22 protein-coding genes are annotated in these 22,949 nt (G+C 73.8%); 11 read left to right on the forward strand and 11 right to left on the reverse strand.

Annotation, left to right across the window (positions count from 1 at the left end; genetic code table 11):
• Position 1 precedes the first annotated feature (1 nt).
• From HCJ93_RS23390 to HCJ93_RS23400, 3 genes are all read right to left on the reverse strand, one after another.
• Positions 2-1,027, reverse strand: coding sequence for a 6-phosphofructokinase (locus tag HCJ93_RS23390; protein WP_167997768.1), 1,026 nt, complete (start codon positions 1,025-1,027; stop codon positions 2-4).
• Positions 1,028-1,311: 284 nt separating this feature from the next.
• Complete coding sequence (locus HCJ93_RS23395; RefSeq protein WP_167997769.1) at positions 1,312-2,040, reverse strand: type 1 glutamine amidotransferase; 729 nt, start codon at positions 2,038-2,040, stop codon at positions 1,312-1,314.
• Positions 2,041-2,057: 17 nt separating this feature from the next.
• Positions 2,058-3,296 carry a Mur ligase family protein gene (locus tag HCJ93_RS23400; RefSeq protein ID WP_167997770.1) on the reverse strand — a complete coding sequence of 413 codons (1,239 nt, stop codon included), beginning with the start codon at positions 3,294-3,296 and terminating at the stop codon, positions 2,058-2,060.
• A 148-nt stretch (positions 3,297-3,444) separates the two neighbouring features.
• Here HCJ93_RS23400 and def point away from each other — a divergent pair, with 148 nt between their 5' ends.
• Entirely contained in the window at positions 3,445-4,008 is a 564-nt protein-coding gene (gene def / locus HCJ93_RS23405) for a peptide deformylase (RefSeq protein ID WP_167997771.1), read from the forward strand.
• 75 nt (positions 4,009-4,083) lie between these two features.
• Here def and HCJ93_RS23410 read toward each other — a convergent pair whose 3' ends face one another.
• Complete coding sequence (locus HCJ93_RS23410; RefSeq protein WP_167997772.1) at positions 4,084-4,725, reverse strand: TetR/AcrR family transcriptional regulator; 642 nt, start codon at positions 4,723-4,725, stop codon at positions 4,084-4,086.
• Between the two features lie 173 nt (positions 4,726-4,898).
• Between HCJ93_RS23410 and HCJ93_RS23415 the strand changes: the two genes are divergently transcribed.
• On the forward strand, positions 4,899-6,125 hold the full coding sequence (locus HCJ93_RS23415) for an acyl-CoA dehydrogenase family protein (protein ID WP_167997773.1): 1,227 nt from the start codon (positions 4,899-4,901) through the stop codon (positions 6,123-6,125).
• A gap of 200 nt (positions 6,126-6,325) precedes the next feature.
• Positions 6,326-6,988: a thiaminase II/PqqC family protein gene (locus HCJ93_RS23420; protein WP_167997774.1), complete on the forward strand. Its 663-nt coding sequence runs from the start codon at positions 6,326-6,328 to the stop codon at positions 6,986-6,988.
• Positions 6,989-7,109: 121 nt separating this feature from the next.
• On the opposite strand, the gene HCJ93_RS23425 is transcribed toward HCJ93_RS23420, so the two are convergent.
• The 5 genes from HCJ93_RS23425 to HCJ93_RS23445 form a co-directional block, all read right to left on the reverse strand.
• On the reverse strand, positions 7,110-7,346 hold the full coding sequence (locus HCJ93_RS23425) for a DUF6213 family protein (protein WP_167997775.1): 237 nt from the start codon (positions 7,344-7,346) through the stop codon (positions 7,110-7,112).
• Positions 7,347-7,371: 25 nt separating this feature from the next.
• The gene (locus HCJ93_RS23430) at positions 7,372-8,757 is read right to left on the reverse strand and encodes an NADP-dependent succinic semialdehyde dehydrogenase (protein ID WP_167997776.1); all 1,386 of its coding nucleotides are present in this window, start codon (positions 8,755-8,757) and stop codon (positions 7,372-7,374) included.
• A gap of 76 nt (positions 8,758-8,833) precedes the next feature.
• Positions 8,834-9,298 carry an NUDIX hydrolase gene (locus HCJ93_RS23435; protein ID WP_167997777.1) on the reverse strand — a complete coding sequence of 155 codons (465 nt, stop codon included), beginning with the start codon at positions 9,296-9,298 and terminating at the stop codon, positions 8,834-8,836.
• Entirely contained in the window at positions 9,295-10,833 is a 1,539-nt protein-coding gene (locus HCJ93_RS23440) for an ATP-dependent DNA ligase (protein WP_167997778.1), read from the reverse strand. Before HCJ93_RS23440 ends, HCJ93_RS23435 begins: the two co-directional genes overlap by 4 nt.
• Positions 10,834-10,929: 96 nt before the next feature.
• The gene (locus HCJ93_RS23445) at positions 10,930-11,886 is read right to left on the reverse strand and encodes an NAD(P)/FAD-dependent oxidoreductase (RefSeq protein WP_167997779.1); all 957 of its coding nucleotides are present in this window, start codon (positions 11,884-11,886) and stop codon (positions 10,930-10,932) included.
• Positions 11,887-11,965: 79 nt separating this feature from the next.
• Between HCJ93_RS23445 and HCJ93_RS23450 the strand changes: the two genes are divergently transcribed.
• The 6 genes from HCJ93_RS23450 to HCJ93_RS23475 all read left to right on the forward strand — a co-directional run bounded on the left by HCJ93_RS23450 (position 11,966) and on the right by HCJ93_RS23475 (position 17,521).
• Entirely contained in the window at positions 11,966-12,550 is a 585-nt protein-coding gene (locus HCJ93_RS23450; protein ID WP_167997780.1) for a helix-turn-helix domain-containing protein, read from the forward strand.
• A 276-nt stretch (positions 12,551-12,826) separates the two neighbouring features.
• Positions 12,827-13,804, forward strand: a complete 978-nt coding sequence (locus HCJ93_RS23455) for an NADPH:quinone oxidoreductase family protein (RefSeq protein ID WP_167997781.1) — start codon at positions 12,827-12,829, stop codon at positions 13,802-13,804.
• The gene (locus HCJ93_RS23460; RefSeq protein ID WP_167997782.1) at positions 13,801-14,982 is read left to right on the forward strand and encodes an acyl-CoA dehydrogenase family protein; all 1,182 of its coding nucleotides are present in this window, start codon (positions 13,801-13,803) and stop codon (positions 14,980-14,982) included. The genes HCJ93_RS23455 and HCJ93_RS23460 overlap by 4 nt, the downstream gene beginning before the upstream one ends.
• Positions 14,979-16,073, forward strand: coding sequence for an acyl-CoA dehydrogenase family protein (locus HCJ93_RS23465; RefSeq protein ID WP_167997783.1), 1,095 nt, complete (start codon positions 14,979-14,981; stop codon positions 16,071-16,073). The genes HCJ93_RS23460 and HCJ93_RS23465 overlap by 4 nt, the downstream gene beginning before the upstream one ends.
• A 275-nt stretch (positions 16,074-16,348) precedes the next feature.
• Positions 16,349-17,212: a phosphatidylinositol-specific phospholipase C/glycerophosphodiester phosphodiesterase family protein gene (locus HCJ93_RS23470; RefSeq protein ID WP_167997784.1), complete on the forward strand. Its 864-nt coding sequence runs from the start codon at positions 16,349-16,351 to the stop codon at positions 17,210-17,212.
• A 114-nt stretch (positions 17,213-17,326) separates the two neighbouring features.
• The gene (locus HCJ93_RS23475; protein ID WP_167997785.1) at positions 17,327-17,521 is read left to right on the forward strand and encodes a hypothetical protein; all 195 of its coding nucleotides are present in this window, start codon (positions 17,327-17,329) and stop codon (positions 17,519-17,521) included.
• Between the two features lie 48 nt (positions 17,522-17,569).
• Here the strand turns inward: HCJ93_RS23475 and HCJ93_RS23480 are convergent, their stop codons facing one another.
• Positions 17,570-18,781: an ROK family transcriptional regulator gene (locus tag HCJ93_RS23480; protein WP_167997786.1), complete on the reverse strand. Its 1,212-nt coding sequence runs from the start codon at positions 18,779-18,781 to the stop codon at positions 17,570-17,572.
• Between the two features lie 103 nt (positions 18,782-18,884).
• On the reverse strand, positions 18,885-20,330 hold the full coding sequence (xylB, locus tag HCJ93_RS23485; RefSeq protein WP_167997787.1) for a xylulokinase: 1,446 nt from the start codon (positions 20,328-20,330) through the stop codon (positions 18,885-18,887).
• Between the two features lie 144 nt (positions 20,331-20,474).
• Between xylB and xylA the strand changes: the two genes are divergently transcribed.
• Both xylA and HCJ93_RS23495 read left to right on the forward strand, forming a co-directional pair.
• Positions 20,475-21,641, forward strand: coding sequence for a xylose isomerase (gene xylA / locus HCJ93_RS23490; RefSeq protein WP_167997788.1), 1,167 nt, complete (start codon positions 20,475-20,477; stop codon positions 21,639-21,641).
• 768 nt (positions 21,642-22,409) lie between these two features.
• Complete coding sequence (locus HCJ93_RS23495; RefSeq protein WP_167997789.1) at positions 22,410-22,895, forward strand: hypothetical protein; 486 nt, start codon at positions 22,410-22,412, stop codon at positions 22,893-22,895.
• Positions 22,896-22,949 lie beyond the last annotated feature (54 nt).

Genomic DNA, 22,949 nt, shown 5'->3' on the forward strand with positions numbered 1-22,949 from the left:
CCTAGAGCACGCACTCGGCCTCGGCGTACCGCTCCTCGGGCACCGTCTTGAGACTGGCGACGGCCTCGGCCAGCGACACCATCGTGATGTCGGTCCCCTTCAGCGCCGTCATCCTGCCGAACTCGCCCCGGTGCACCGCCTCCACCGCGTGCCATCCGAACCGGGTGGCGAGCACCCGGTCGTAGGCGGTGGGCGTGCCGCCCCGCTGCACATGCCCGAGGATCACCGGCCGCGCCTCCTTGCCCAGCCGCGACTCCAGCTCCTGGGCGAGCTGCCGGGCGACACCGGCGAAGCGCTCGTGCCCGTAGATGTCCTTGCCGCCCTCGTCGAAGTCCATGGTCCCGGGCCTGGGCTTGGCACCCTCGGCGGCCACGACGATCGCGAACCGCTTGCCCGCCGAGAACCGCGCGCCGACCTTCGCGGTCAGCTCGTCGATGTCGAAGGGCCGCTCGGGCACCACGATGGCGTGGGCGCCGGCCGCCATGCCGGAGTGCAGCGCGATCCAGCCGGTGTGGCGGCCCATGACCTCCACGATCAGTACCCGCTGGTGGGACTCGGCGGTGGTCTTCAGCCGGTCCAGGGCCTCGGTGGCGACGCCGACGGCGGTGTCGAAGCCGAAGGTGACGTCCGTGACCGCGATGTCGTTGTCGATGGTCTTCGGCACGCCGACTATCGGCAGCCCGTTGTCGGACAGCAGCCGGGCCGCCTTGAGCGTGCCCTCGCCGCCGATCGGGATGATCGCGTCGAGGCCGAGGTCACGGACGTGCCCCTTGGCGCGCTCCACGCCGTCCCGCAGATGCTCGGGACGGACCCGGGAGGAGCCGAGGATGGTGCCGCCGCGAGCCAGGATGCCGCTCACCGCGTCCAGGTCGAGCTTGAGGTAGTCGCACTCCAGGAGGCCCTTCCACCCGTCCCTGAACCCGATGACCTCGTCGCCGTGGTCGACGACGGCACGGTGCACGACGGACCGGATGACGGCGTTCAGGCCGGGGCAGTCGCCGCCGGACGTGAGGACACCAATGCGCATAGCCCGAAACAACCTTCTCGAAGTGGGCCGGGACCGGACCGCGCTGTCCGGCTCGATCCCCGCCACCCTAGCGGCTGAGGGGGGCGGGGCCGCATCTCGCGTCCGCCTGCTGGACGAGCCCGCTCACCTGTGCGGACCAGGCGTCAGACGGGCTTTCCGGCGGGCTTGGTGAGGGGCTCTCCGACGGGTTCGTCCGGGGGTGCGGAGGCCGGAGACGACGACGGCGCGGCGGGGTGCGTGAACACCCCGCCGCGCCGCCGGGTCACCTCAAGGGCGCAGCGTATTCACCCGGGCTGCTGCGCGGCGGCGATGCGCTCGTTGCGCAGCGACTCGTACCACCGGTCGTCGGTCGGCGGGAGCGCGTTGACGTCCAGCGCCAGCTTCAGCAGCAGATCGGCGATCTGCGGGTTGCGGGCCAGCACCGGGCCGTGCATGTAGGTGCCGAACACCGTGTCGTTGTAGGCGCCTTCGGTGCCGTCGCCGGTGCCGTTGCCGTTGCCGAACCGCACCCGGGCGAACGGTCGGGCCGAGGGGCCCAGGTGGGTGACGCCCTGGTGGTTCTCGAAGCCGGTCAGCGGAGGCAGTCCCAGCTCCGGGTCGATGTCGGCCAGCACGTCGCCGACGCAGCGCGCGCCCTCGCCGCGCACCGAGACCACGTCCAGCAGTCCGAGGCCGGGCTCGCGCTGGCCGAGGTCGTTGATGAACTCGTGGCCGAGGATCTGGTAGCCGGCGCACACCGAGAACACGATCGCGCCGTTCTCCACCGCCCTGTTGAGACCGCCGTCCCGGCGCAGCCGTTCGGCCGCGAGACGCTGCGGCCGGTCCTCGCCGCCGCCGATCAGGTAGATGTCCCCGGACGTGGGGACCGGCTGGTCGCTGCGCACGTCGAGCCGGGACACGTCCAGGCCGCGCTGGCGTGCGCGGCGCTCCACGACGAGCACATTGCCCTGGTCGCCGTAGGTGCTGAGCAGGTCGGGATAGACCCAGACGACCCGCAGGCTGTTGTCACTCACAAAAGTCCCCTGAGTTGTCAGTTGCCGACGCGGCGGCGCAGGTCCTGGAACGCGGTGTAGTTGGCGATGACCTCGATGCGGCCCGGCGGGCAGGCCGCCACCGCCTGGTCGAGGTTCTCGCACACCTGGAACTGCTGATCGGCCACCTCCAGGCGCACCGCGAGGTCCAGCCTCCGGTCGCCGATGACACAGATCGGGTGCCCGGTGAGCCGGGTGTAGTCGACGTCCCACAGCCAGGAGGTGTCGGTGCCGTCCGCGGAGCGGGCGTTGACCGAGAGGATCACCGGCGTGGGCGGCGGGTCGATCAGCGAGAACGTCTCCAGCCAGCCCGCGGGGTTCTTGGCGAGCAGCAGCCGCAGGTCGCGGCCCTGGAACTGCACCACGTCGTAGCGTCCGGCGACGGCCTGCACCTGGTACATCCGCTCCAGCGCCACCTGCGGCGGCACCCCGAACACCGCGGCCACGGCGGCGGAGGTCGCGGCGTTGGCCTTGTTGGCGCGGCCCGGCAGCTGCAGGTGGATGGGCCAGGCGGAGCCGTGCGGGTCGATCACATGGTCGCCGGAGAGCGCCCAGCTCGGCGTCGGCCGGCGGAAGCCGCACTCGCCGCAGAACCAGTCGTCGCCGGGACGCTGCATCACACCGCCGCAGGAGGGGCAGGACCAGGCGTCGTCCTTCCACATCTGGCCCGCGGCGACCCAGATCACGTTCGGCGACGAGGAGGCGGCCCAGACCACCAGCGGGTCGTCGGCGTTGGCCACGATGACGGCCTTGGACCCGGCGAGCCCTTCGCGCCAGTTCTCCGCGAGCATGCGGGTCTCCGCCGCGCGGTCCAGCTGGTCGCGGGAGAGGTTCAGCAGGGCGATGCACTTGGGGTCGGTGTCGCGGGCGACGCCGGAGAGGTACTTCTCGTCGACCTCGATGACACCGAACTTCGCGTCCGAGCCGCCGGCCAGCGCGGAGGTGATGCCGGCGGGCATGTTGGCGCCGAGCGCGTTGGAGACCACGGGACCGGCGGCGCGCAGCGCCTCGGCGATCAGCCGGGTCGTGGTGGTCTTGCCGTTGGTCGCCGAGACGAGAACGCAGTCCAGGTTCTGCGCCAGTCGCGCGAGAAGATCGGGATCGAGTTTCAGCGCCACCCGGCCACCGATCACCGAACCGCTGCCGCGCCCGGCGGCGCGGGATGCCGCTGCGACCGCCTTGCCCGCGGTCACGGCCAGCTTGGCCCGCGGCGTGAGCGGGTCCGAGTTGCCTGCCATCAGTTCTCGATCCTCCTTGCGTACGCGCCGCGCCTTGTGCCTGACGGCCACGTGGTGTGGGCCTCAGCCTATCGAGATCCTTTGGCGGCCCAGAACCATGGCTCCCGGTTGTGACGGGCGCCGGTGCGAGGACCGTACCCTGACCGCCATGCGACACGGCCCCATCCCCGGCGTCCACGGACGCGTGCGCCCCCTCACCCTGCTCGGCGACCCTGTCCTGCACACGCCGTGCCGGGAGGTCACGGAGTTCGGTCCGGAACTCGGCCGGCTGGTGGAGGACTTGTTCGCCACCATGTACGCGGCGCGGGGGGTGGGCCTGGCGGCGAACCAGATCGGGGTGCCGCTGCGGGTGTTCGTCTACGACTGCCCCGACGACGAGGACGAGCGGCACCTCGGGCACGTGGTCAACCCGCGCCTGGTGGAGCTGGACGGCGTGACGGTCCGCGGCCCGGAGGGCTGCCTGTCCCTGCCGGGCCTGGAGGCGGGCACCGAACGCCACGACCACGCGGTGATCGAGGGCGTGACGAAGACCGGCGAGCCTGTCACGGTGCACGGCACCGGCTGGTTCGCCCGCTGTCTGCAGCACGAGTCCGACCACCTCGAGGGCCGGGTCTACGCCGACCACCTCAGCGGCTGGCGCCGCCGCCGGCTGGCGCGCCGGATCTCCCGCACCTCCTGGGGCCGGGACACCTCATGGGGCCGGGGCGGGTGAGCCGACCGGGCCGTCCGGGCGGCGCGGCGTATGCCGCCTAGCCGGAGTCCCGGGCCCGCGCGGGGCTCGGCGGGGTCAGAAGCCCGGGCCGCCGAGTCTGTCCCCGGCGGCGGCCAGGCGGCCCCAGAGGAGGTCGGCGAGGCTGCGCACCAACTCGGCGCGGGAGCAGGGGCGTTCGCCCAGCCACCAGTCGCCCGCCGCGTGCATCATCCCGACGATCCCGTGACCCCAGACGCGGGCCAGCTGCTGCGAGTCCGGCCCGAGGTCGACGCGCTCCTCGATCACCTGCGCCAGTTCCTCGCCCATGCGGCGCAGCAGGGGCGCCGAGTGCTTGCCGACGTCGAAGCCCTGGTCCCCGGACGACCCCTCGGCCGGGTGCATCAGGAACCGGTACACCTGCGGCCGTGCCTCGATCGCCGCGAGATAGGTGTCGAGCGTGTTCTCCACCCGCTCCCGCCGGTCGGCCGGCGCGTCCAGCGCGGCGCGCAGCGAGTCGAGCAGGGCGTCGGTGTGCCGCTTGGCCAGTGCCGCGTACAGGCCGCCCTTGTCGCCGAAGTGCCGGTACAGGATGGGCTTGGTGATCCCCGCCTCCGCGGCGATCGCGTTCATCGACGCCTGCGGGCCGTCGCGCAGCACCACCCGGTCGGCGGCCTCCAGCAGCTCGCGCCGGCGGCGGTCGGCGGCCCGCTGCTGATCGGTCCGCTGTGTGGTGTCCATGAGCTCTCCCCACCCGTGCTGGTTCGGTGACGCCTGCGCAAAGTAGCACTGCCCTTGTCCGGTCCGTCGAACGGGGATGCCGACCTGTCCTCGGGAGTTGACTTTTCCTACCCGCCGGTAACAGACTGCGGTTACCGCAAGTAACATGCACGTGCGCCGCCGCTGGAGGGGACATGGCCGAGTTCACCATGGAGCTCAACGACGAACAGAAGGAGGTGCGGGACTGGCTGCACGGCTTCGCCGCCGACGTCATCCGCCCCGCGGCCGCCGAATGGGACGAGCGTGAGGAGACTCCCTGGCCGGTCATCCAGGAGGCCGCCAAGGTGGGAATCTACTCCCTGGACTTCTACGCGCAGCAGTACTTCGACCCGACCGGTCTCGGCATCCCCATGGCGATGGAGGAGCTGTTCTGGGGCGACGCGGGCATCGCCCTGTCCATCGTCGGCACCGGCCTCGCCGCCGTGGGCGTCCTCGCCAACGGCACCGAGGAGCAGATCGGCACCTGGATCCCCCAGATGTACGGCGACGCCAACGATGTCAAGGTGGCCGCCTTCTGCTCCTCCGAGCCCGACGCCGGCTCCGACGTCGCCTCCATGCGCACCCGCGCCGTCTACGACGAGGCCAAGGACGAGTGGGTGATCAACGGCACCAAGACCTGGGCGACCAACGGCGGCATCGCCAACGTGCACGTGGTGGTCGCGGTCGTCGACCCCGAGCTCGGCTCCAAGGGCCACGCCTCCTTCATCATCCCGCCGAACACCCCCGGCCTGTCCCAGGGCCAGAAGTTCAAGAAGCACGGCATCCGCGCCTCGCACACGGCCGAGGTCATCCTGGACAACGTGCGCGTGCCCGGCTCCTGCCTGCTCGGCGGCAAGGACAAGCTGGACGAGCGGCTCGCCCGCGCCCGGGAGAAGGCCAGGAAGGGCGGCGAGCGCGTCAAGAACGCCGCGATGGCCACCTTCGAGGCCTCCCGCCCCGCGGTCGGCGCGATGGCGGTGGGCACGGCCCGCGCCGCCTACGAGGTGGCCCTGGAGTACGCGCAGACCCGCGAGCAGTTCGGCCGCCCGATCATCGACAACCAGGGCGTCGCCTTCCAGCTCGCCGACATGCGCACCCAGATCGACGCCGCCCGCCTGCTGGTCTGGCGGGCCTCCTGGATGGCGATCAACGGCAAGCCGTTCACCGCGGCCGAGGGCTCGATGTCCAAGCTCTTCGCCAGCGAGACGGCGAAGAAGGTGACCGCCCAGGCCATCCAGATCCTCGGCGGCAACGGCTACACCCGCGAGTACCCGGTGGAGCGCATGCACCGCGACGCCGCGATCTACACCATCTTCGAGGGCACCAGCGAGATCCAGCGCCTGGTCATCGCCCGCACCCTCTCGGGCATGCCGATCCGCTGACCCGCCCGGCCGGCCCGCACACCCCCGCGGGGTCCGCCGGCCGCTCCACCGAACGGCCCGCCCCCACGGCCGCGGCCCCTCCCGTCCACCGGGAGGGGCCGTTCCCGTGCCGGCGCTCCGGCGTTCCCCCCTCCGGCCGGGTTGCCCCCGGCCGGACCCCGGGCACATCTCAGGGGAAAAGCGACGCCACGGAGGACGCGATGACACGTACGGCCCGGGAACTGCTGAGGACGATCACCGCCGAGCTCGCGCCCGACCCGCGGTCCAACCCGCTGGTTCCGCTGATCGCTTCCGGTGAGGCGGACCGGGAGGTGCTGGCGACGCTCGCCCTGGAGCAGATGAGGGTGATCCCGGCCGACCGGCGCGCCTTCCTCCAGCTGGCCCTGCGCTCCTCGGCCGAGCCGGAGGCCGACGCCTGCTTCACCGCACTGGCCGAGGGAGAGGCGATCGCCGGGAAGCGGCTGGCGGCCTTCGCCGCGGCCTGCGGAGTCGACGAGGCCCGCGCCTCGGCGTACACTCCGCTGCCGGGCTGCCAGGCCTACCCCGCCTATGTGGCCTGGCTGGCCCTGAACGCCGCCCCGGCCGACGCGGTGCTGGCCGTCACCGCCAACTTCTCGGCGTGGGGCGGCTACTGCGCCACCATCGCCGGCGCCCTGCGCACCCACTACGGCTTCACCGACGAGGCGTGCGCCTTCTTCGACTTCTTCGCCGAACCGGCCCCGGACCTGGAGCGCACGGCCGAGAACGCCGTCCAGGCGGCCCTGGACACGGGCCGTCTGGACGAGAGGCGGGCCCGCTCCTACGGGCATCTGCTGCAGAGCTACGAGGCGCTGTTCTGGCGGACCCTGCAGCGGTCCGCCTAGCGGATCCGCCGGCGGAGCGCTCCGCCGGACCCTCCGGCGGCCCGGTCCGGCCGGGCCCTCCGGCATCCCGCCCGGCTGCCCCGCCGGCGCCCCGTGCGCCGGCACCGCCACGCGCCGCGGATCACGGCGTGCGTCCGCTGCTGTGCGCGATGCAGGCCACGTCGATCCGGTCGGCCAGCTTGGCCAGCTCGATGGTGAGCGCGGCCACCGTGTCCTCGTCGAGCCCTTGCTCCCCGTCCTCGACCAGCCGCACCCAGCGGCCGCCCACCGTCCGCAGCAGCTTGCTGACATCGGCCGCGGCCACCTGCAGTTTCCCGCGGTCGTCGACGATCAGAGGCAGAGTCACTTCGCGGTTCACAGATCGGATCGTAGCCCCGGAAGCCTCACGCAACCTGCCAAACCGTGGTGATGTTGCAGAACTCCCGGATTCCGTGCCCGGACAGCTCACGCCCGTAGCCGGACCGCTTCACCCCGCCGAACGGGAGGGCCGGGTGAGAGGCCGTCATGCCGTTGATGAAGACGCCGCCCGCCTCCAGGTCCCGTGCGAACTCCTCGGCCTCGGCCTCGTCCCGCGTCCAGACGTTCGAACTCAGCCCGAACGGGGTGTCGTTGGCGATCAGCACCGCCTCGGCCAGGTCCGCGGCGCGGTAGAGCGTCGCCACCGGCCCGAACGCCTCCTCCCGGTGGATGCGCATCTCCCGGTCGATCCCGGACAGCACCGTCGGCGGGTAGTACCAGCCCGGGCCCTCGGGGCGCTCGCCGCCGCACAGCACCTCCGCTCCGGCGCGCACCGCGTCGTCGACCAGCTCCTCCAGATCGCTGCGCCCCTGTTCGGTCGCCAGCGGCCCGACGTCGGTCTCCTCCTCCATCGGGTCGCCGACCCTCAGCGCCTTCATGCCCTCCGTGAAGCGCTCGGCGAAGGCGTCGTAGACGTCCGTGTGCACGATGAAGCGCTTGGCGGCGATGCAGGACTGCCCGTTGTTCTGCACCCGCGCGGTGACCGCCACCCGAACGGCCCGGTCCAGGTCGGCGGAGGGCATCACCACGTAGGGGTCGCTGCCGCCCAGCTCCAGCACCGTCTTCTTGATCATCTCCCCGGCGGTGGACGCCACCGCCCGCCCGGCGGGCTCGCTGCCGGTGAGCGTGGCCGCCTTGACCCGGTCGTCCCGCAGGATCTCGTCGACCGCGCCGGAGCCGATGAGCAGCGTCTGGAAGCAGCCCTCGGTGAAGCCCGCGCGGTGGAACAGGTCCTCCAGGTACAGGGCGGTCTCCGGCACGTTCGAGGCGTGCTTGAGCAGGCCCACGTTGCCCGCCATCAGCGCGGGCGCGGCGAACCGCACCACCTGCCACAGCGGGAAGTTCCACGGCATCACCGCGAGCACCGGACCCAGCGGCCGGTAGCGCACCACGACCCGCGAGGCGCCGGAGTCCCGCACGTCGGCGGCGTCGGGCTCCTCGTCGGCGAGCAGCGAGGCGGCGCGGTCGGCGTACCAGCGCATGGCCTTGGCGCACTTGGCGGCCTCCGCGCGGGCCTGCTTCAGCGGCTTGCCCATCTCGGTGGTCATCACCCGGGCGACGCTCTCGTTGTCCTCGTCGAGCAGGTCGGCGGCGCGGCGCAGCAGTGCGGACCGCTCCTCGAAGCTCGTCGTCCGGTACGTACGGAAGGTGGCCTCGGCGAGCTGGAGCCGGCGCTCGATCTCCTCCTCGCCCATGGCCTCGTACGTCTTGAGCGTCTCGCCGGTCGCCGGATTCACCGTTGCGATGGGCATCGCGGACCTCCCTGGGGGCACGGGCTTGCTTCGACCTTCCCGCGCGGCCGGGGGCGGCGCAACGCGGGAGGGCTCCTCAGAGCGAGTGCTCCGCCAAGCGGTCGAGAAACGCCGTCTGCGCCTTGACGATCACCTCACGCGCCCGGTCCAGCCCGAACCACGCCACCCGGTCCAGCTCCGGGAACTCCTGCGTCCGCCCCGACCGCGGCGGCCACTCCATCTCGAACGTCCCCGGCACGATCGCCTCCGGGTCGACGTCCCCCTCCACGGCCCACGCCGTCACCACCTTGCCGCCGGACTGGCGCACCTCGCCCAGCGGGATCGCCTCCCCGTCCGGCGGGGGGAGGCCCAGCTCCTCCTCGAACTCCCTGCGGGCCGCCTCCCAGGCCGGCTCGTCCGACGCGTACTCGCCCTTGATCACCGTCCAGGCACCGGCCTCCCGGCGGGCGAAGAACGGGCCGCCCATGTGACCGAGCAGCACCTCGAGGCCCCCGCCGGTGCGCCGGAACACCAGCAGGCCGGCGCTGCGGGCGCCTGTCACGGCCGCACCCGGGGATGGGCGGCGAGCACCGTCTCCACCGTGTCCGCCTCCTCCGGGCGCTTGTCCTCGCGGTAGCGCACCACGCGCGCGAAGCGCAGGGTGACACCGGCCGGGTAGCGTGTGGAGCGCTGCAGGCCGTCGTAGGCGATCTCCACGACGAGTTCGGGACGCACCCTGACCACGTACCCGTCCTCCTCGACGGCCAGCTCGCGCAGCCGTTCGGTCTGCCAGGCCAGCATCTTGTCGGTCATGCCCTTGAAGGTCTTGCCGAGCATCGCGTAGCCGCCGTCGGCGGTGCGGGCGCCCAGGTGCAGATTGGACAGCTTCCCGGTGCGGCGGCCGTGGCCCCACTCGGCGGCCAGCACCACCAGGTCCAGCGTGTGCACGGGTTTGACCTTCAGCCAGGAGGCGCCGCGCCGGCCCGCGCTGTAGGGGGCGTCGAGGCTCTTGACCACCACGCCCTCGTGGCCGCGTTCCAGGGTCTCGGCGAGGAAGCTCTCCGCGGTCGCCACGTCGTCCGGTCCCGACACCACCGTGCGCCGCACCCGCATCGGTTCCGGAACCAGCCGGGCCAGCTCGGCGTGCCGCTCGGTGAACGGAAGGTCCAGCAGGTCGCGGCCGTCGACGCTCAGCGCGTCGAAGAAGACGGGGGAGACGGGCACCTCGCGGGCGACGGTGGCGACATCCACGCGCGAGCCGACCCGTCCCGCGGTCTCCTGGAACGAGCGGGGCCGGCCACCGGCGTCGAAGGAGATCACCTCGCCGTCCAGGATGAACCGCTCGCCCGGCAACTCCCGTGCCGCCCGGGTCACTTCCGGCAGACGGTCGGTGATGTCGTCCAGGGTCCGGGTGTGCACCCGCACGGTGTCGCCGTCGCGGTGCACCTGCACCCGGATGCCGTCCAGCTTCTCCTCCACCGCGCAGGTGCCCAGCTTCTCCACCGCCTCGGCCACCGAGGAGGCGCTGTGCGCCAGCATCGGCAGCACCGGCCGGCCGACGGTGAGCCGGAACCGCTCCAGCGCCCCCGGCCCCTCCGACAGCAGCGCCTCCGCCACCTCCTGCAGCGAACCCGCCAGCATCACCGCCCGCCGCACGGCGTCCGACGGCGCCCGAGTGGCCCGGGCCAGCCCCTCCACGGCGACCGCGTCCAGCGCACCCTGCCGCACCTCGCCGGTGATCAGCCCGAACAGGAAGCGCTGCTCCTCCTCGGTCGCCGCCCCGAGCAACTCCCCGACCAGCCGGGCCCGCTCGGCCTGCGACCCCGGCCCCGACACCTTCCCCAGGGCGCCGAGCAGCGCGTCGACCTCACGCACGGTCAGCGTCGGCTCGGCGGCGGGAGGCACCGGTCGGCTCAGTACCTTCCACCCCACCCCGAGCCTTCCCTGGGGCAGCCTGCCGGCGAGATACGGGATGACGATGCGCGCGTCCTCCGGCTCCGCCTCCCGGAACAGCTCGGCGAGCAGAGCGATCTTCCGGGACCGCGCCGAGGTGGCAGCGACCTCCTGGGACACACGGGCCAGCCGGGACAGCAGCATGCAGCCATGGTGCACCGGAGGTGTGGGCTCCACACCCGGGCGGTGCCCCGGGATCCGGCCGGCTGTCCGGCCCTGGTCCGCTCCCCGGCGGCCGGGTCATCCGGCCGCGGCGTCCAGTTCGCTCATCAGCAGGTCGCCCACGACGGCCGCCGCGGCCCGGTACCCGCCGCTCGCCGCGTGGATCACCTGCTCGGCGAAGCCGATCGCGTTGCCCGCCGCCCAGACGCCCGGCACCGAGGTCAGGCCCGTGGCGTCGACCACCGGGTACGCGCCGAACGGGGTCTCGTCCAGCTGCGCGCCCAGCTGCTCCAGCAGGCCCGTCCGCGGGACGGGGCGCGGGGCGACGTAGAGGACGGACCGGGCGTGGAAGGAGCCGTCGGCGAGGCGCACGCCGGTGAGCCGGTCGTCGTCGACGACGAGCTCGGTGATCTCGCCGGGCACCACCCTCACTCCGGCGGCGGACAGCCTGCGCCGGTCCTGGTCGGTCAGGTCCTCCTCGGCGACCGCGTGCAGGAAGAACGTCACGTCCTTCGACCACTGGGACACCATGAGGGCCTGGTGCACGCCGGCCGGGGTGGACGCCAGCACGCCGAACGGCTCGTCCCGGACCTCCCAGCCGTGGCAGAACGGGCAGTGCAGCACGTCCCGGCCGAACCGCTCGGCGACACCGGGGACGCCGGGCAGCTCGTCCCGCAGCCCCGTGGCGACGATCAGGCGCCGGGCGCGCACCTCGCGCCCGTCCTCCAGGGAGACGGCGAAGTCCTCGCCCCGCGCCACGTCCGTCACCCGGCCCCGCACCAGCTCGACCCCGTAGCGTGCGATCTCCTCCCGGCCCACCGCGAGGAACCCGGCCGGGGACATGCCGTCCCGCGACAGATAGCCCTGCATGTGCGCCGAGGGCGCGTTGCGCGGCTCCCCGGCGTCCACCACCAGCGTCCGGCGCCGGGCCCGGCCCAGCACCAGTGCGGCGGACAGCCCGGCCGCGCCGCCTCCGACGACGACCACGTCGTACCGCCCGGCGGGGTGCCCTGTCGATGTCCTGCTGTCGGTCATGTCGACCACCTCCACGCCCGACGGTCGCCCGGCACCTGCCGCGTTGACAAACATCTTTGCCGGAACTGCAATGTCCGGCATGACGACGACGGACGAGACGGACGACGTTCTCGCCAACGTGGGCCCCCGGCTGCGCCGGATCCGCAAGGAGCGGGAGGTGACGCTGGCCGCGCTGTCCGAGGCGACCGGGATCTCCGTGAGCACCCTGTCGCGGCTGGAGTCCGGGCGGCGCAGGCCCAGCCTGGAGCTGCTGCTGCCGATCGCGCGGGCGCACCAGGTGGCGCTGGACGAGCTGGTCGGCGCGCCCCCGGTGGGGGATCCGAGGGTGCGGGCAAAGCCGCTGGTGCGGCACGGTCGCACCTACTGGCCGCTCACCCGGCAGCCCGGGGGACTCCAGGCGTTCAAGGTGCTGGTGCCGCAGAGCACCGAGGAGCCCGAGCCGCGCACCCATGAGGGCTACGAGTGGCTGTATGTGCTCTCCGGGCGGCTGCGGGTGGTGCTCGGTGGGCACGACGTGGTGATGACGGCGGGCGAGGCGGCGGAGTTCGACACGCGTGTGCCGCACTGGTTCGGGTCGACGGGGGAGGGGCCGGTGGAGTTCCTCAGCCTGTTCGGGCCGCAGGGCGAGCGGATGCATGTGCGGGCGCGGCCGAAGCCGGCCTGACCGCCGGGCCGGCATCCGCCTGACCGCAGGGCCGGGATCGGCGTGACCCCTCCGCACGGCCGCAGGGCCGGGATCGGCGTGACCACGCGGCCGGGACCGGACCGGTCCCGGTGGCCGGGGGCGGCCCGGCCCGGCGGCGGGGGTGACCCGATCCGCCCGCCTGTGAAGCCCCGGCCGGTCGCCGAAGATGCCGCGGACTGTTCCCTCACGGGCAAGCGACCGCTTAGTATGCCAACCGACCCGGTCCGACGAAGCAGTCCCCCCGTGGAGGCCCGCATGCAGGCATGGCAAGTGCACGAGAACGGTGAGCCGGGTGAGGTGATGCGCCTCGCGGACGTCGAGCAGCCGGTCCCCGGCGAGGGGCAGGTCCTGCTGAAGGTGCGCGCCGCCAGCATCAACTTCCCCGACGCGCTGATGTGCCGGGGCCTGTACCAGACCAAACCGCCCCTGCCGTTCACCCCGGGCGTGGAGATCTGCGGCGAGACCGAGGACGGCCGCCGCGTGATCGCCAATCCGGCACTGCCCCACGGCGGCTTCGCCGAGTACGCCGTCGCCGACGCCAGGGCGCTGCTGCCCGCCCCCGACGCGCTGGACGACGCCGAGGCGGCGGCCCTGCACATCGGCTACCAGACCAGCTGGTTCGGCCTGCACCGCCGGGCCCGCCTCGAGGCGGGGGAGACGCTGCTCGTCCACGCCGCGGCCGGCGGCGTCGGCAGCGCGGCCGTGCAGCTCGGCAAGGCGGCCGGCGCCACCGTCATCGGCGTCGTCGGCGGCGCCCGCAAGGCCGAGGTGGCCCGCGAGCTGGGCTGCGACGTGGTGATCGACCGGCGCGAGCAGGACGTGGTGGCCGCCGTGAAGGAGGCCACCGGGGGCCGCGGCGCCGACGTGATCTACGACCCGGTGGGCGGCCAGGCCTACGCCCAGTCCGCCAAGACCGTCGCCTTCGAGGGCCGGATCGTGGTCGTCGGCTTCGCCGGCGGCGAGATCCCCAGCCCCGCGCTCAACCACGCCCTGATCAAGAACTACTCGATCCTCGGCCTGCACTGGGGTCTGTACAACACCAAGAACCCGAAGCTGGTCCAGCACTGCCACGAGCAGCTCGTCGAACTGGCCGCACGTGGCGCCGTCAAGCCGCTGGTCAGCGAGCGCGTCCCGCTCGCGGCCGCCGCCGATGCCGTCCAGCGCGTCGCCGACGGCGCCACCACCGGGCGCGTCACCGTGCTGCCCTCGCCGGAGAACGGAGCCGCAGCATGACCGACGCCTCCGAACTGCGCCGCCGCACCCGGGAGTTCCTGGCGGCGCACCCGCCCGCCGCCACCGGCCGCCTCGACTTCCTGCGGGCCCGCTTCGACGCCGGACTCGCCTGGGTGCACTTCCCCGAGGGGCTCGGCGGCCTCGGCGCCCCCCGCGCGCTCCAGGCCGTCGTGGACGCCGAGCTGGAGGCCGCCGGAGCACCCGACAACGACCCCCGCCGCATCGGCATCGGCCTCGGCATGGCCGCGCCGACCATCCTCCAGTACGGCACCGAGGAGCAGAAGCGCCGCTTCCTGAAGCCGCTGTGGACCGGGGAGGAAGTCTGGTGCCAGCTGTTCAGCGAGCCCGGGGCCGGATCCGATCTGGCCGCCCTCGGCACCCGCGCGGTCCGCGAGGGCGACGACTGGGTGGTCAACGGGCAGAAGGTGTGGACGTCCAGCGCCCATGTCGCCCGGTGGGCCATCCTCATCGCCCGCACCGACCCGGACGTGCCCAAGCACAAGGGCATCACCTACTTCCTGTGCGACATGACCGACCCCGGCGTCGAGGTGCGCCCGCTGCGCCAGATCACCGGCGAGGCCGAGTTCAACGAGGTCTTCCTCACCGACGTCCGCATCCCCGACTCGCACCGCCTCGGCGAGGTCGGTGACGGCTGGCGCGTCGCCCAGACCACGCTGAACAACGAGCGCGTCGCCATCGGCGGCATGCGGCTGCCCCGCGAGGGCGGCATGATCGGCCCCGTCTCCCGGACATGGCGGGAGCGGCCCGAACTGCGCACCCACGAGCTGCACCAGCGGTTGCTGAAGCTCTGGGTGGACGCCGAGGTCGCCCGCCTCACCGGCGAACGCCTGCGCCAGCAGCTGGTCGCCGGACAGCCCGGACCCGAGGGCGCCGGGATGAAGCTCGGCTTCGCCCGCCTCAACCAGGAGATCAGCGGACTGGAGGTGGAACTGCTCGGCGCCGAGGGGCTGCTGTACGACGACTGGACCATGCGCCGCCCCGAGAAGGTCGACTTCACCGGCCGCGAGGCGGGATACCGCTACCTGCGCGCCAAGGGCAACAGCATCGAGGGCGGGACCAGCGAGGTCCTGCTGAACATCGTCGCCGAGCGCGTCCTCGGCCTGCCGGCCGAGCCGCGCACCGACAAGGACGTCGCCTGGAAGGACCTCGCCCGATGAGCACACAGCCGGACCTTCTGTACTCGGAGGAGGAAGAGGCGCTGCGCGGCGCCGTCCGTGACCTGCTCACGGACCACTGCGACGCGGCGGGCGTGCTCGCCCGCGCCGAGACCGACACCCCGCACGACCTGTCGCTGTGGAAGGAGCTCGCCGACGGCATGGGCCTCGCCGGGCTGCTCGTCCCCGAGGACCGGGGCGGCCAGGGCGCCACCCACCGGGAGGCCGCCGTCGTCCTGGAGGAGCTCGGCCGTGCCGTCGCTCCGGTGCCGTACCTCACCAGCGCGGTCGTGGCCACCGAGGCCCTGCTCGCCTGCGACGGGGACACCGTGGGGCAGGAGCTCCTCGGCGATCTGGCCTCCGCCCGCAAGACCGGAGCGCTCGCCGTCGGTCTGCACACCGCCGCCGGGGGTGCCTTCACCTCCGTCCGGGCGGAGAACGGGACGCTGAGCGGCACGGTGACCGGTGTCGCGGACGCCGCGGTCGCCGACGTGCTGCTGGTCCCGGCGGACGACGGCGGGCTGTACGCGGTGGACGCCGACGCGGCCGCCATCACCCCGCAGACCTCCCTCGACCTCACCCGCCCCCTCGCCGAGGTGCGGCTCGACGCCGCCCCCGGCCGCCGGATCGGTGACGCAGGGCCCGCCGTCCGGCGCGCCCTGCGGGCCGGTGCCGGACTGCTGGCCTCCGAGCAACTGGGGCTCGCCGACTGGACGCTGACCGAGACCGTCCGCTACCTGAAGGACCGCAAGCAGTTCAACCGCCCGGTCGGCGGCTTCCAGGCGCTCAAGCACCGGCTCGCCCGGCTGTGGCTGGAGGTCGTCAACCTCCGCGCCGCCGCACGGGCCGCCGCCGACGCCCTGGCGACCGGCGCGGACACCGATGTCTCGGTCGCCGTGGCCCAGGCCTACGCGGCGCCGGCGGCCGTCCACGCTGCCGAGGAGGCCCTGCAACTGCACGGCGGCATCGGTATGACCTGGGAACACCCGGTCCACCTCTACCTCAAGCGCGCCAAGGCCGACTCGATCGCCTACGGCACGGCGGGCGCCCACCGCGCGGCGCTGGCCGAACTCGTCGACCTGCGGGCGCCCTGACCCGCCGGCGGATTCGGACCGAGCCTGTTCCGCCTGCACGGGCGGAGAGCCGAGCCCGTCCCCGTCCGGAGTCCGTCCCCTCTCGGGGGGCGGGCTCCGGACGTTCCCGTTCGTTCCCGTTGCGGCGCCTCCGTCCTCCCGTCGTGCGGTCCCTGTGCCGGTGAGGTGAACACCCGGCGGCGGATCGGCCAACTCCGCGTACGGCTCTGCTGTTCGGCGCCCTGCGCCCCGCATACTCCCCTGAGGTCCCGCAGGCCCTTCCAGGGAGGCAGAGCATGGCCCTCACCACCCGCCGCAGAGCCCTCACCACCCTCGGCGCCGCCCTCGCCGGTTCCTTCGCACTGCCCGCCACCCAGGCGCTCGCCGGTGAACGGCACCACCGGGCACGCCCGTTGTGGCGCGCCCACGCCCACAACGACTACGAGCATCCCCGGCCCCTGTTCGACGCCCTCGACCACCGCTTCGGCAGTGTCGAGGCCGACATCTTCCTGGGCGGCGGCCAACTCCTCGTCGCCCACGACCCCGTGGACCTCGACCCGTCCCGCACCCTGGAGTCCCTGTACCTCGAGCCCCTGGCCGCCCGGGTGCGCGCCAACCGCGGCGCGGTCTACCGAGGGCACCGCACGCCGCTCCAGCTGCTCATCGACATCAAGACCGAGGGCTCGTCCACCTACCTCGAACTGGACCGCCGACTGCGCCGCTACCGGCACCTGTTCACCACGTACGCGCACGGCCGGGTGCTGCCCGGGCCGGTCACCGCCGTCGTCTCGGGCGACCGTGCCGCCCGGCTGCCGATGGAGGCGCAGCGGGTGCGCCGCGCCTTCTACGACGGCCGGCTGGCCGACCTCGGCGGCCCGGCGCCGGCCTCCCTCGTACCGTTGATCAGCGACAACTGGTCACTGCACTTCACCTGGCTCGGGTCCGGCGCCTTCCCGGAGGCCGAGCGGGCGAAGCTGCGGCAGATCGTGCGCACCGCCCACGTCCGCGGCCAGAAGGTGCGCTTCTGGGCCACCCCGGACCTGCCGGGCCCCGAGCGCGAGGCGGTGTGGCGCGAACTGGCCGACGCGGGCGTCGACTTCCTCAACACCGACGACCTGGCGGGCCTGGAATCGTTCCTGGACTCCCGCCGTCCGGCATAGCGTCGGCGCGGACACCACACGTTCGGAGGACACCTCAGCTGCCCGGACGAACCCTCCGCTACGCCACACTTGCGGCCGAACGCCGCGAAGCGGACGTGGCGGAGGAGGTAGACGATGGCGATTTCCATCTCGGTGGTGCTGCTGCTCGGGATCCTGGCGGTGATCTTCCTGCGCAACGGCGGGCTGAAGTTCTCCCACGCCCTGGTGTGTCTGCTGCTCGGTTTCTACCTGGCCAGCACCAGCATCGCCCCCACCATCCACAGCGGCCTCACGGCGACGGCGGACATCGTCAGCAGCCTCCGGCCGTAGACCCGCACCAGGGCGCGGGCGGGCCGTGCTGGGCCGGAGCGCCGGGCGTCAGGCGCGTTCGGACACGGCGGCCGGGTCGTCCAGGACGCCCCGCACCACCGAGTGCGCCGCGCCGAGCAGCGGCCCCTGCGGGCCCAGCGAGGAGACCGTGACGGGGCAGGCGGGACCTGCGGTGCGGCGGGCCAGCTCCGAGCGCAGCGACGGCAGCAGCCAGGGGGCCAGGCCCGCCAGCGCGCCGCCCAGCACCACGCTCCGCGGGTCGAGCAGATTCACCGCGCCGGTCAGCGCGATGCCGAGCGCGGTCCCCGCCTCGCGCAGCGCCTCCCGCACGGCCCGGTCGCCCTGCTCGGCGCGGGCCGCCAGCAGGCCCACGCGGTCCTCGCCGGGCTCCAGGCCCGCCGCCCGCAGCACCGCCTCCTCGCCTGCGTACTGCTCCAGGCAGCCGCGGCCCCCGCAGGGACAGGCAGGGCCGTCCGGGTGGACCGGGACATGGCCCAGCTCCCCGGCGAAGCCGCGGTTGCCGTACAGCAGCCGCCCGTCGACGACCACGGCCGCGCCGATGCCGATCTCCGCCGACACATGCAGGAAGTCGCGCGGGGCGTCCTCGCCGAGCCAGAGCTCGGCCAGCGCGCCGAAGTTGGCCTCGTTGCCCACGGTCAGCGGCCACCGCGCGGGCAGCAGGGCGGCGAGGTCGGTGTCCTGCCAGCCGAGGTTGGGTGCGCGGACCACCGTCCGGGCGTCCCGGGCCACCAGACCGGGCACGGCCACCGCCAGCCCCGCCGGCCACAGTCCCGCGCCTTCCGCCCCGGCCACGACCCGGTCGATCAGCTCCCTCAGCTCCGCGATCACCGGCTCGGGCGGCCGGTTCCGGTTCGCCGTCTGCCGCACCGCCCGCGCCCGGACCTCGCCGCGCAGGTCCACCGCGCAGACGGCGAGATGGTCGACCCCCACCTCGGCGCCGATGCCCGCAGGACCGTGCCCGCTGACCGCGAGCGCGGAGCCGGGCCGGCCCACCCTGCGGGGCCGTTCCGGGCCCAGCTCCTCCAGCAGACCGGAGCGGATCAGTTCGTCGACCAGGGTGGACACCGCGGCGCGGGTCAGGCCGATGCGTGAGGCGACGGCGGCGCGGGACAGCGGCCCCTCGGCGCTGACGGTGTGCATCACCCGCGCCAGGTTGCGGCGGCGCATCCCCTGCTGGGTGTCGGGCAGCGCCCGCCCCGGACCGGCCGCGGGTCGTGCGTCGTGCAGCGGTGCGCTCATGCCTCCGTCAGTCCTCGGTCAGTGGCGCCCGTCGGGGCGGCCGCGCGGTGCGGTCCGTGCCGCTCCCGTTTCACCGGTCGGGAGTCCGGGCCGGTCCGCGCCGTCAGTCCGTGTCCGCCGGGCGGTCCAGCAGCGGCGCCGCGTCGGAGCGTACCCCGGAGATCCGGGCCAGCGTCTCCTCGTCCCGTTCCACGGGATCGAGGACCGGCCCCCTCGCAGTGTTCCAGCGCCGGGCGACCGCCGCCGGGTCCTCCCCGGTCAGCAGCCCGGCCGCCTGGGCCGCGGCGCCGAGAGCCACCAGTTCCTTCGCCTCGGGCACCTGGACGGGGCGCCCCGACAGCCGGCGCACGGTCTCCTGCCAGGCCCTGCCGCGCGCCCCGCCGCCGATCAGCAGCAGCGGCGCCGACGGGTCGGCGTCCTCGTCGAGCACGAGATCGAGCGCGTCCAGCAGCGAGTGCACGGCGCCGTCGTAGGCGGCCTGCAGCAGCTGCCCGCCGGTGGTGTCGTGACGCAGCCCGTACAGCAGGCCGGAGGCGTGCGGGAGGTTCGGGGTGCGCTCGCCGTCGAGGAACGGCAGCAGGGTGACCCGGCCGCCCGGCTCGACCGCCTCACGGTCCAGACCGAGCAGCGCCGCGACCCGGTCCACGGCGAGCGTGCAGTTGAGGGTGCAGGCCAGCGGCAGCCACTCGTTGCGGGCGTCGGCGAAACCGGCCACCGTCCCGCTGGGGTCGGCGGGCCGGCGGCGCGAGACCGCGTAGACCGTGCCCGAGGTGCCGAGGCTCATCACCGGCATGCCGGGCCGCAGCCCCAGGCCCAGGGCCGCCGCGGCGTTGTCGCCGGTGCCGCACGCCACCAGGGTGCCCCTGGAGAACGGCAGGTCGTGGCTGCCGCGGACGGTGCCCGCCACCTCGCCGGAGCGCACCACCCGGGGCAGCAGCGCCGGGTCGAGGCCCACATGGGCGAGGATCTCCTCGTCGTACCTCTCGGTCGCCGAGGCCCACCAGCCTGTGCCGGAGGCGTCCCCCCGGTCGGTGGTGCCCTCTCCGGTGAGCCGCTCGGTCAGATAGTCGTGGGGGAGCCGCACCGCCCGGGTGGCGCGGACCGACTCCGGCTCGTGCTCGGCCAGCCAGGCCCACTTGGTGACCGTGAAGGAGGCGGTGGGGACGCTGCCGGTGCGCTCGGCCCAGAACTTCGCTCCGCCCAGCTCCTCGACCAGGCGGGCGGCCTGGGGCGCGGAGCGCACGTCGTTCCACAGCAGCGCGGGACGCACCGGCTCGCCGCGCTCGTCCAGGGTGACCAGACCGTGCTGCTGCCCGCCGACGGACACGGCTGCCGCCTCGTGCGCCGGCTCGCCGCACTGCCGCAGCGCCTCGCACAACGCGTCCCACCACTGGCGCGGATCGCTCTCCCGGCCCGCGCCCGAGGTCACCGTGTGCGGTGCCTGACCGCTCGCGACCACCCTGCCGGTGGCCACGTCGACGACCAGCGCCTTGGTGGACTGGGTGGACGTATCCACGCCGACGACGAGCGGACCCTCGGCTGCTGACATCGGTCTCTCCCTCTTCCGGGCTCGGTCGGGACGGGTCACGGGCGGACGGACACAGGACACCTTGTGACTTCCCAGGAGTGCGCCCGCATACTAATTTGTAAATCGCCATGACGAAATAGCCTCAGCGACCCAAGGAGCCGCGGCATGAGCCACCAGCCCACCCCCGAGGACAAATTCACCTTCGGCCTGTGGACCGTCGGCTGGCAGGGACGGGACCCCTTCGGCGACGCCACCCGGCGCGCCCTCGACCCCGCCGAGACGGTGCGGCGCCTGGCCGAGCTGGGCGCCTACGGGGTCACCTTCCACGACGACGATTTGATCCCCTTCGGCTCGAGCGACAGCGAGCGCGAGGAGCACATCAAGCGGTTCCGGCAGGCGCTGGACGCCACCGGCATGAAGGTGCCGATGGCCACCACCAACCTCTTCACCCACCCGGTGTTCAAGGACGGCGCCTTCACCGCCAACGACCGCGACGTGCGCCGCTACGCGCTGCGCAAGACCATCCGCAACATCGATCTCGCCGTCGAGCTGGGCGCCCAGGTGTACGTCGCCTGGGGCGGGCGCGAGGGCGCCGAGTCCGGCGCGGCCAAGGACGTCCGGGTGGCCCTGGACCGCATGAAGGAGGCCTTCGACCTCCTCGGCGAGTACGTCACCTCCCAGGGCTACGACCTGCGCTTCGCCATCGAGCCCAAGCCGAACGAGCCGCGCGGCGACATCCTGCTGCCCACCGTCGGGCACGCGCTGGCGTTCATCGAGCGCCTGGAACGGCCGGAGCTGTACGGGGTGAACCCGGAGGTCGGCCACGAGCAGATGGCCGGGCTGAACTTCCCGCACGGCATCGCCCAGGCGCTGTGGGCGGGCAAGCTCTTCCACATCGACCTCAACGGCCAGTCCGGCATCAAGTACGACCAGGATCTGCGCTTCGGCGCGGGCGATGTGCGGTCCGCCTTCTGGCTGGTGGACCTGCTGGAGTCGGCCGGTTACACCGGCCCGCGTCACTTCGACTTCAAACCGCCGCGCACCGAGGACCTGGACGGCGTGTGGGCCTCGGCCGCCGGCTGCATGCGCAACTACCTGATCCTCAAGGAGCGCGCGGCGGCCTTCCGTGCCGACCCCGAGGTGCAGGAGGCGCTGCGCGCGGCCCGGCTGGACGAGCTGGCCCAGCCCACGGCCGCGGACGGGCTCCAGGCCCTGCTGGAGGACCGGTCGGCCTTCGAGGAGTTCGACGTGGAGGCCGCGGCGGCCCGCGGGATGGCCTTCGAGCGGCTCGACCAGCTGGCCATGGATCACCTGCTGGGCGCCCGCGGCTGACCGGCGGGGTCCGCACGGCCCCTGTCGTGACGCGCCGCCGCTGACTGCTGTAGTCCGCCCCCGTCCGGTCCGGTGCCGGGCGGGGGCGAGGCGTCCGGGGCGCGGGGACGGCGAGCCGGTCCCGGTGGGGTGATGTCGAGCCGGGCCCGGTGGGGTGATGTCCGGTCCGGGCGCGCTGCCGGCGGCGCGCAGCGGCTCGGTGCGTCGCGTGCCGGCTCCGGCTGCCGGGCGGGCGGGTGCCCGGGCGTCTGCGGGGCGCGCGCGACGACGCCGTCGTCGGGGGGGCTGCCGACGCGCATCGGCAGCACCGCGCCCGGGAGGATCCGGTGGTGGGTCGTCGCGACGTCCCTTCTGGCAGTCCGGCCGGGGCACGGGAGGCCGCCGGGTGCCGCCCCACGGGTCCGCGCCGCTGTCCGGACGGGCCAGATCCGGTGCGCGGGGGTCATGCGGCCGGCCGGGCTGTGCCGGCGCGTTGACGGCCTCGCGGACAGACAGTGGGGGACGCGGTGGTGGCGCAGGCGGGGCCACCGGGACCCCCGGGCGGTCGGCGAGGAGCAGGGCGGTGCGGGCGGTGCAGGCCGCTTGGTGCGCGGCTGCCCGGGTGCGCGGACGGGTGGTTGCCCGAGACGGGTCGTCGCCCGGACGGCGGGGCGGGTGTGCGCCGGGCGTGCGGCCGGGGCGTGCCCATGCGGGCGGCGGCACCCCGTGACACCTCCGTTCCGCGCGGCATGCTCGCGCCGCGCGCCCCCTGCGGGGACCATGGGGCCCATGGCCACTCCACCCGTACCGCCCCAGCCGCCGGCCGGACCTCCGGGCGATGCGCCGCCTCCGGGCGGCGGTTACGGACCGCCCTCCCACGGCGGAGCACCGCCCCCGGAACCTCCCCACGACCACGGCGACGGGGGAGGACACGGGCCCGGCGGACGCCGGGTCCTGCTCGTGCTGCTCGCGGCGGTCGTGGCCGTCACGGCCCTGTCGCTGATCGTGCTGTTCGCCACCGGCGACGACGACTCCCCGGACACGGAGCCGTCCGCCACCGACTCACCCAGCCCCTCGCTGGACCTCCCGTCCGGCTTCCCCAGCGGTCTGCTGCCCTCCGGGTTCCCGAGCGAGCTCCCGTCCGAGCTGCCGTCGGGGTTCCCCTCCGAGCTGCCGTCCGGCTTCCCGACGGCGTGGCCCTCCGGCTTCCCCAGCCATCTGCCGAGCGGGCTCGAGTCCCTGCTCCCGTCCCTGGACGAGGCCGCGGCGCGCTGACCTGCACACCCCGGGCACCGACCTGCCCACCTCGGGCGGGCCGACCTGCACGCC

Origin of the sequence: Streptomyces composti, assembly GCF_012034205.1 — a bacterium.
In the GTDB taxonomy this organism is placed as follows: domain Bacteria; phylum Actinomycetota; class Actinomycetes; order Streptomycetales; family Streptomycetaceae; genus Streptomyces; species Streptomyces composti.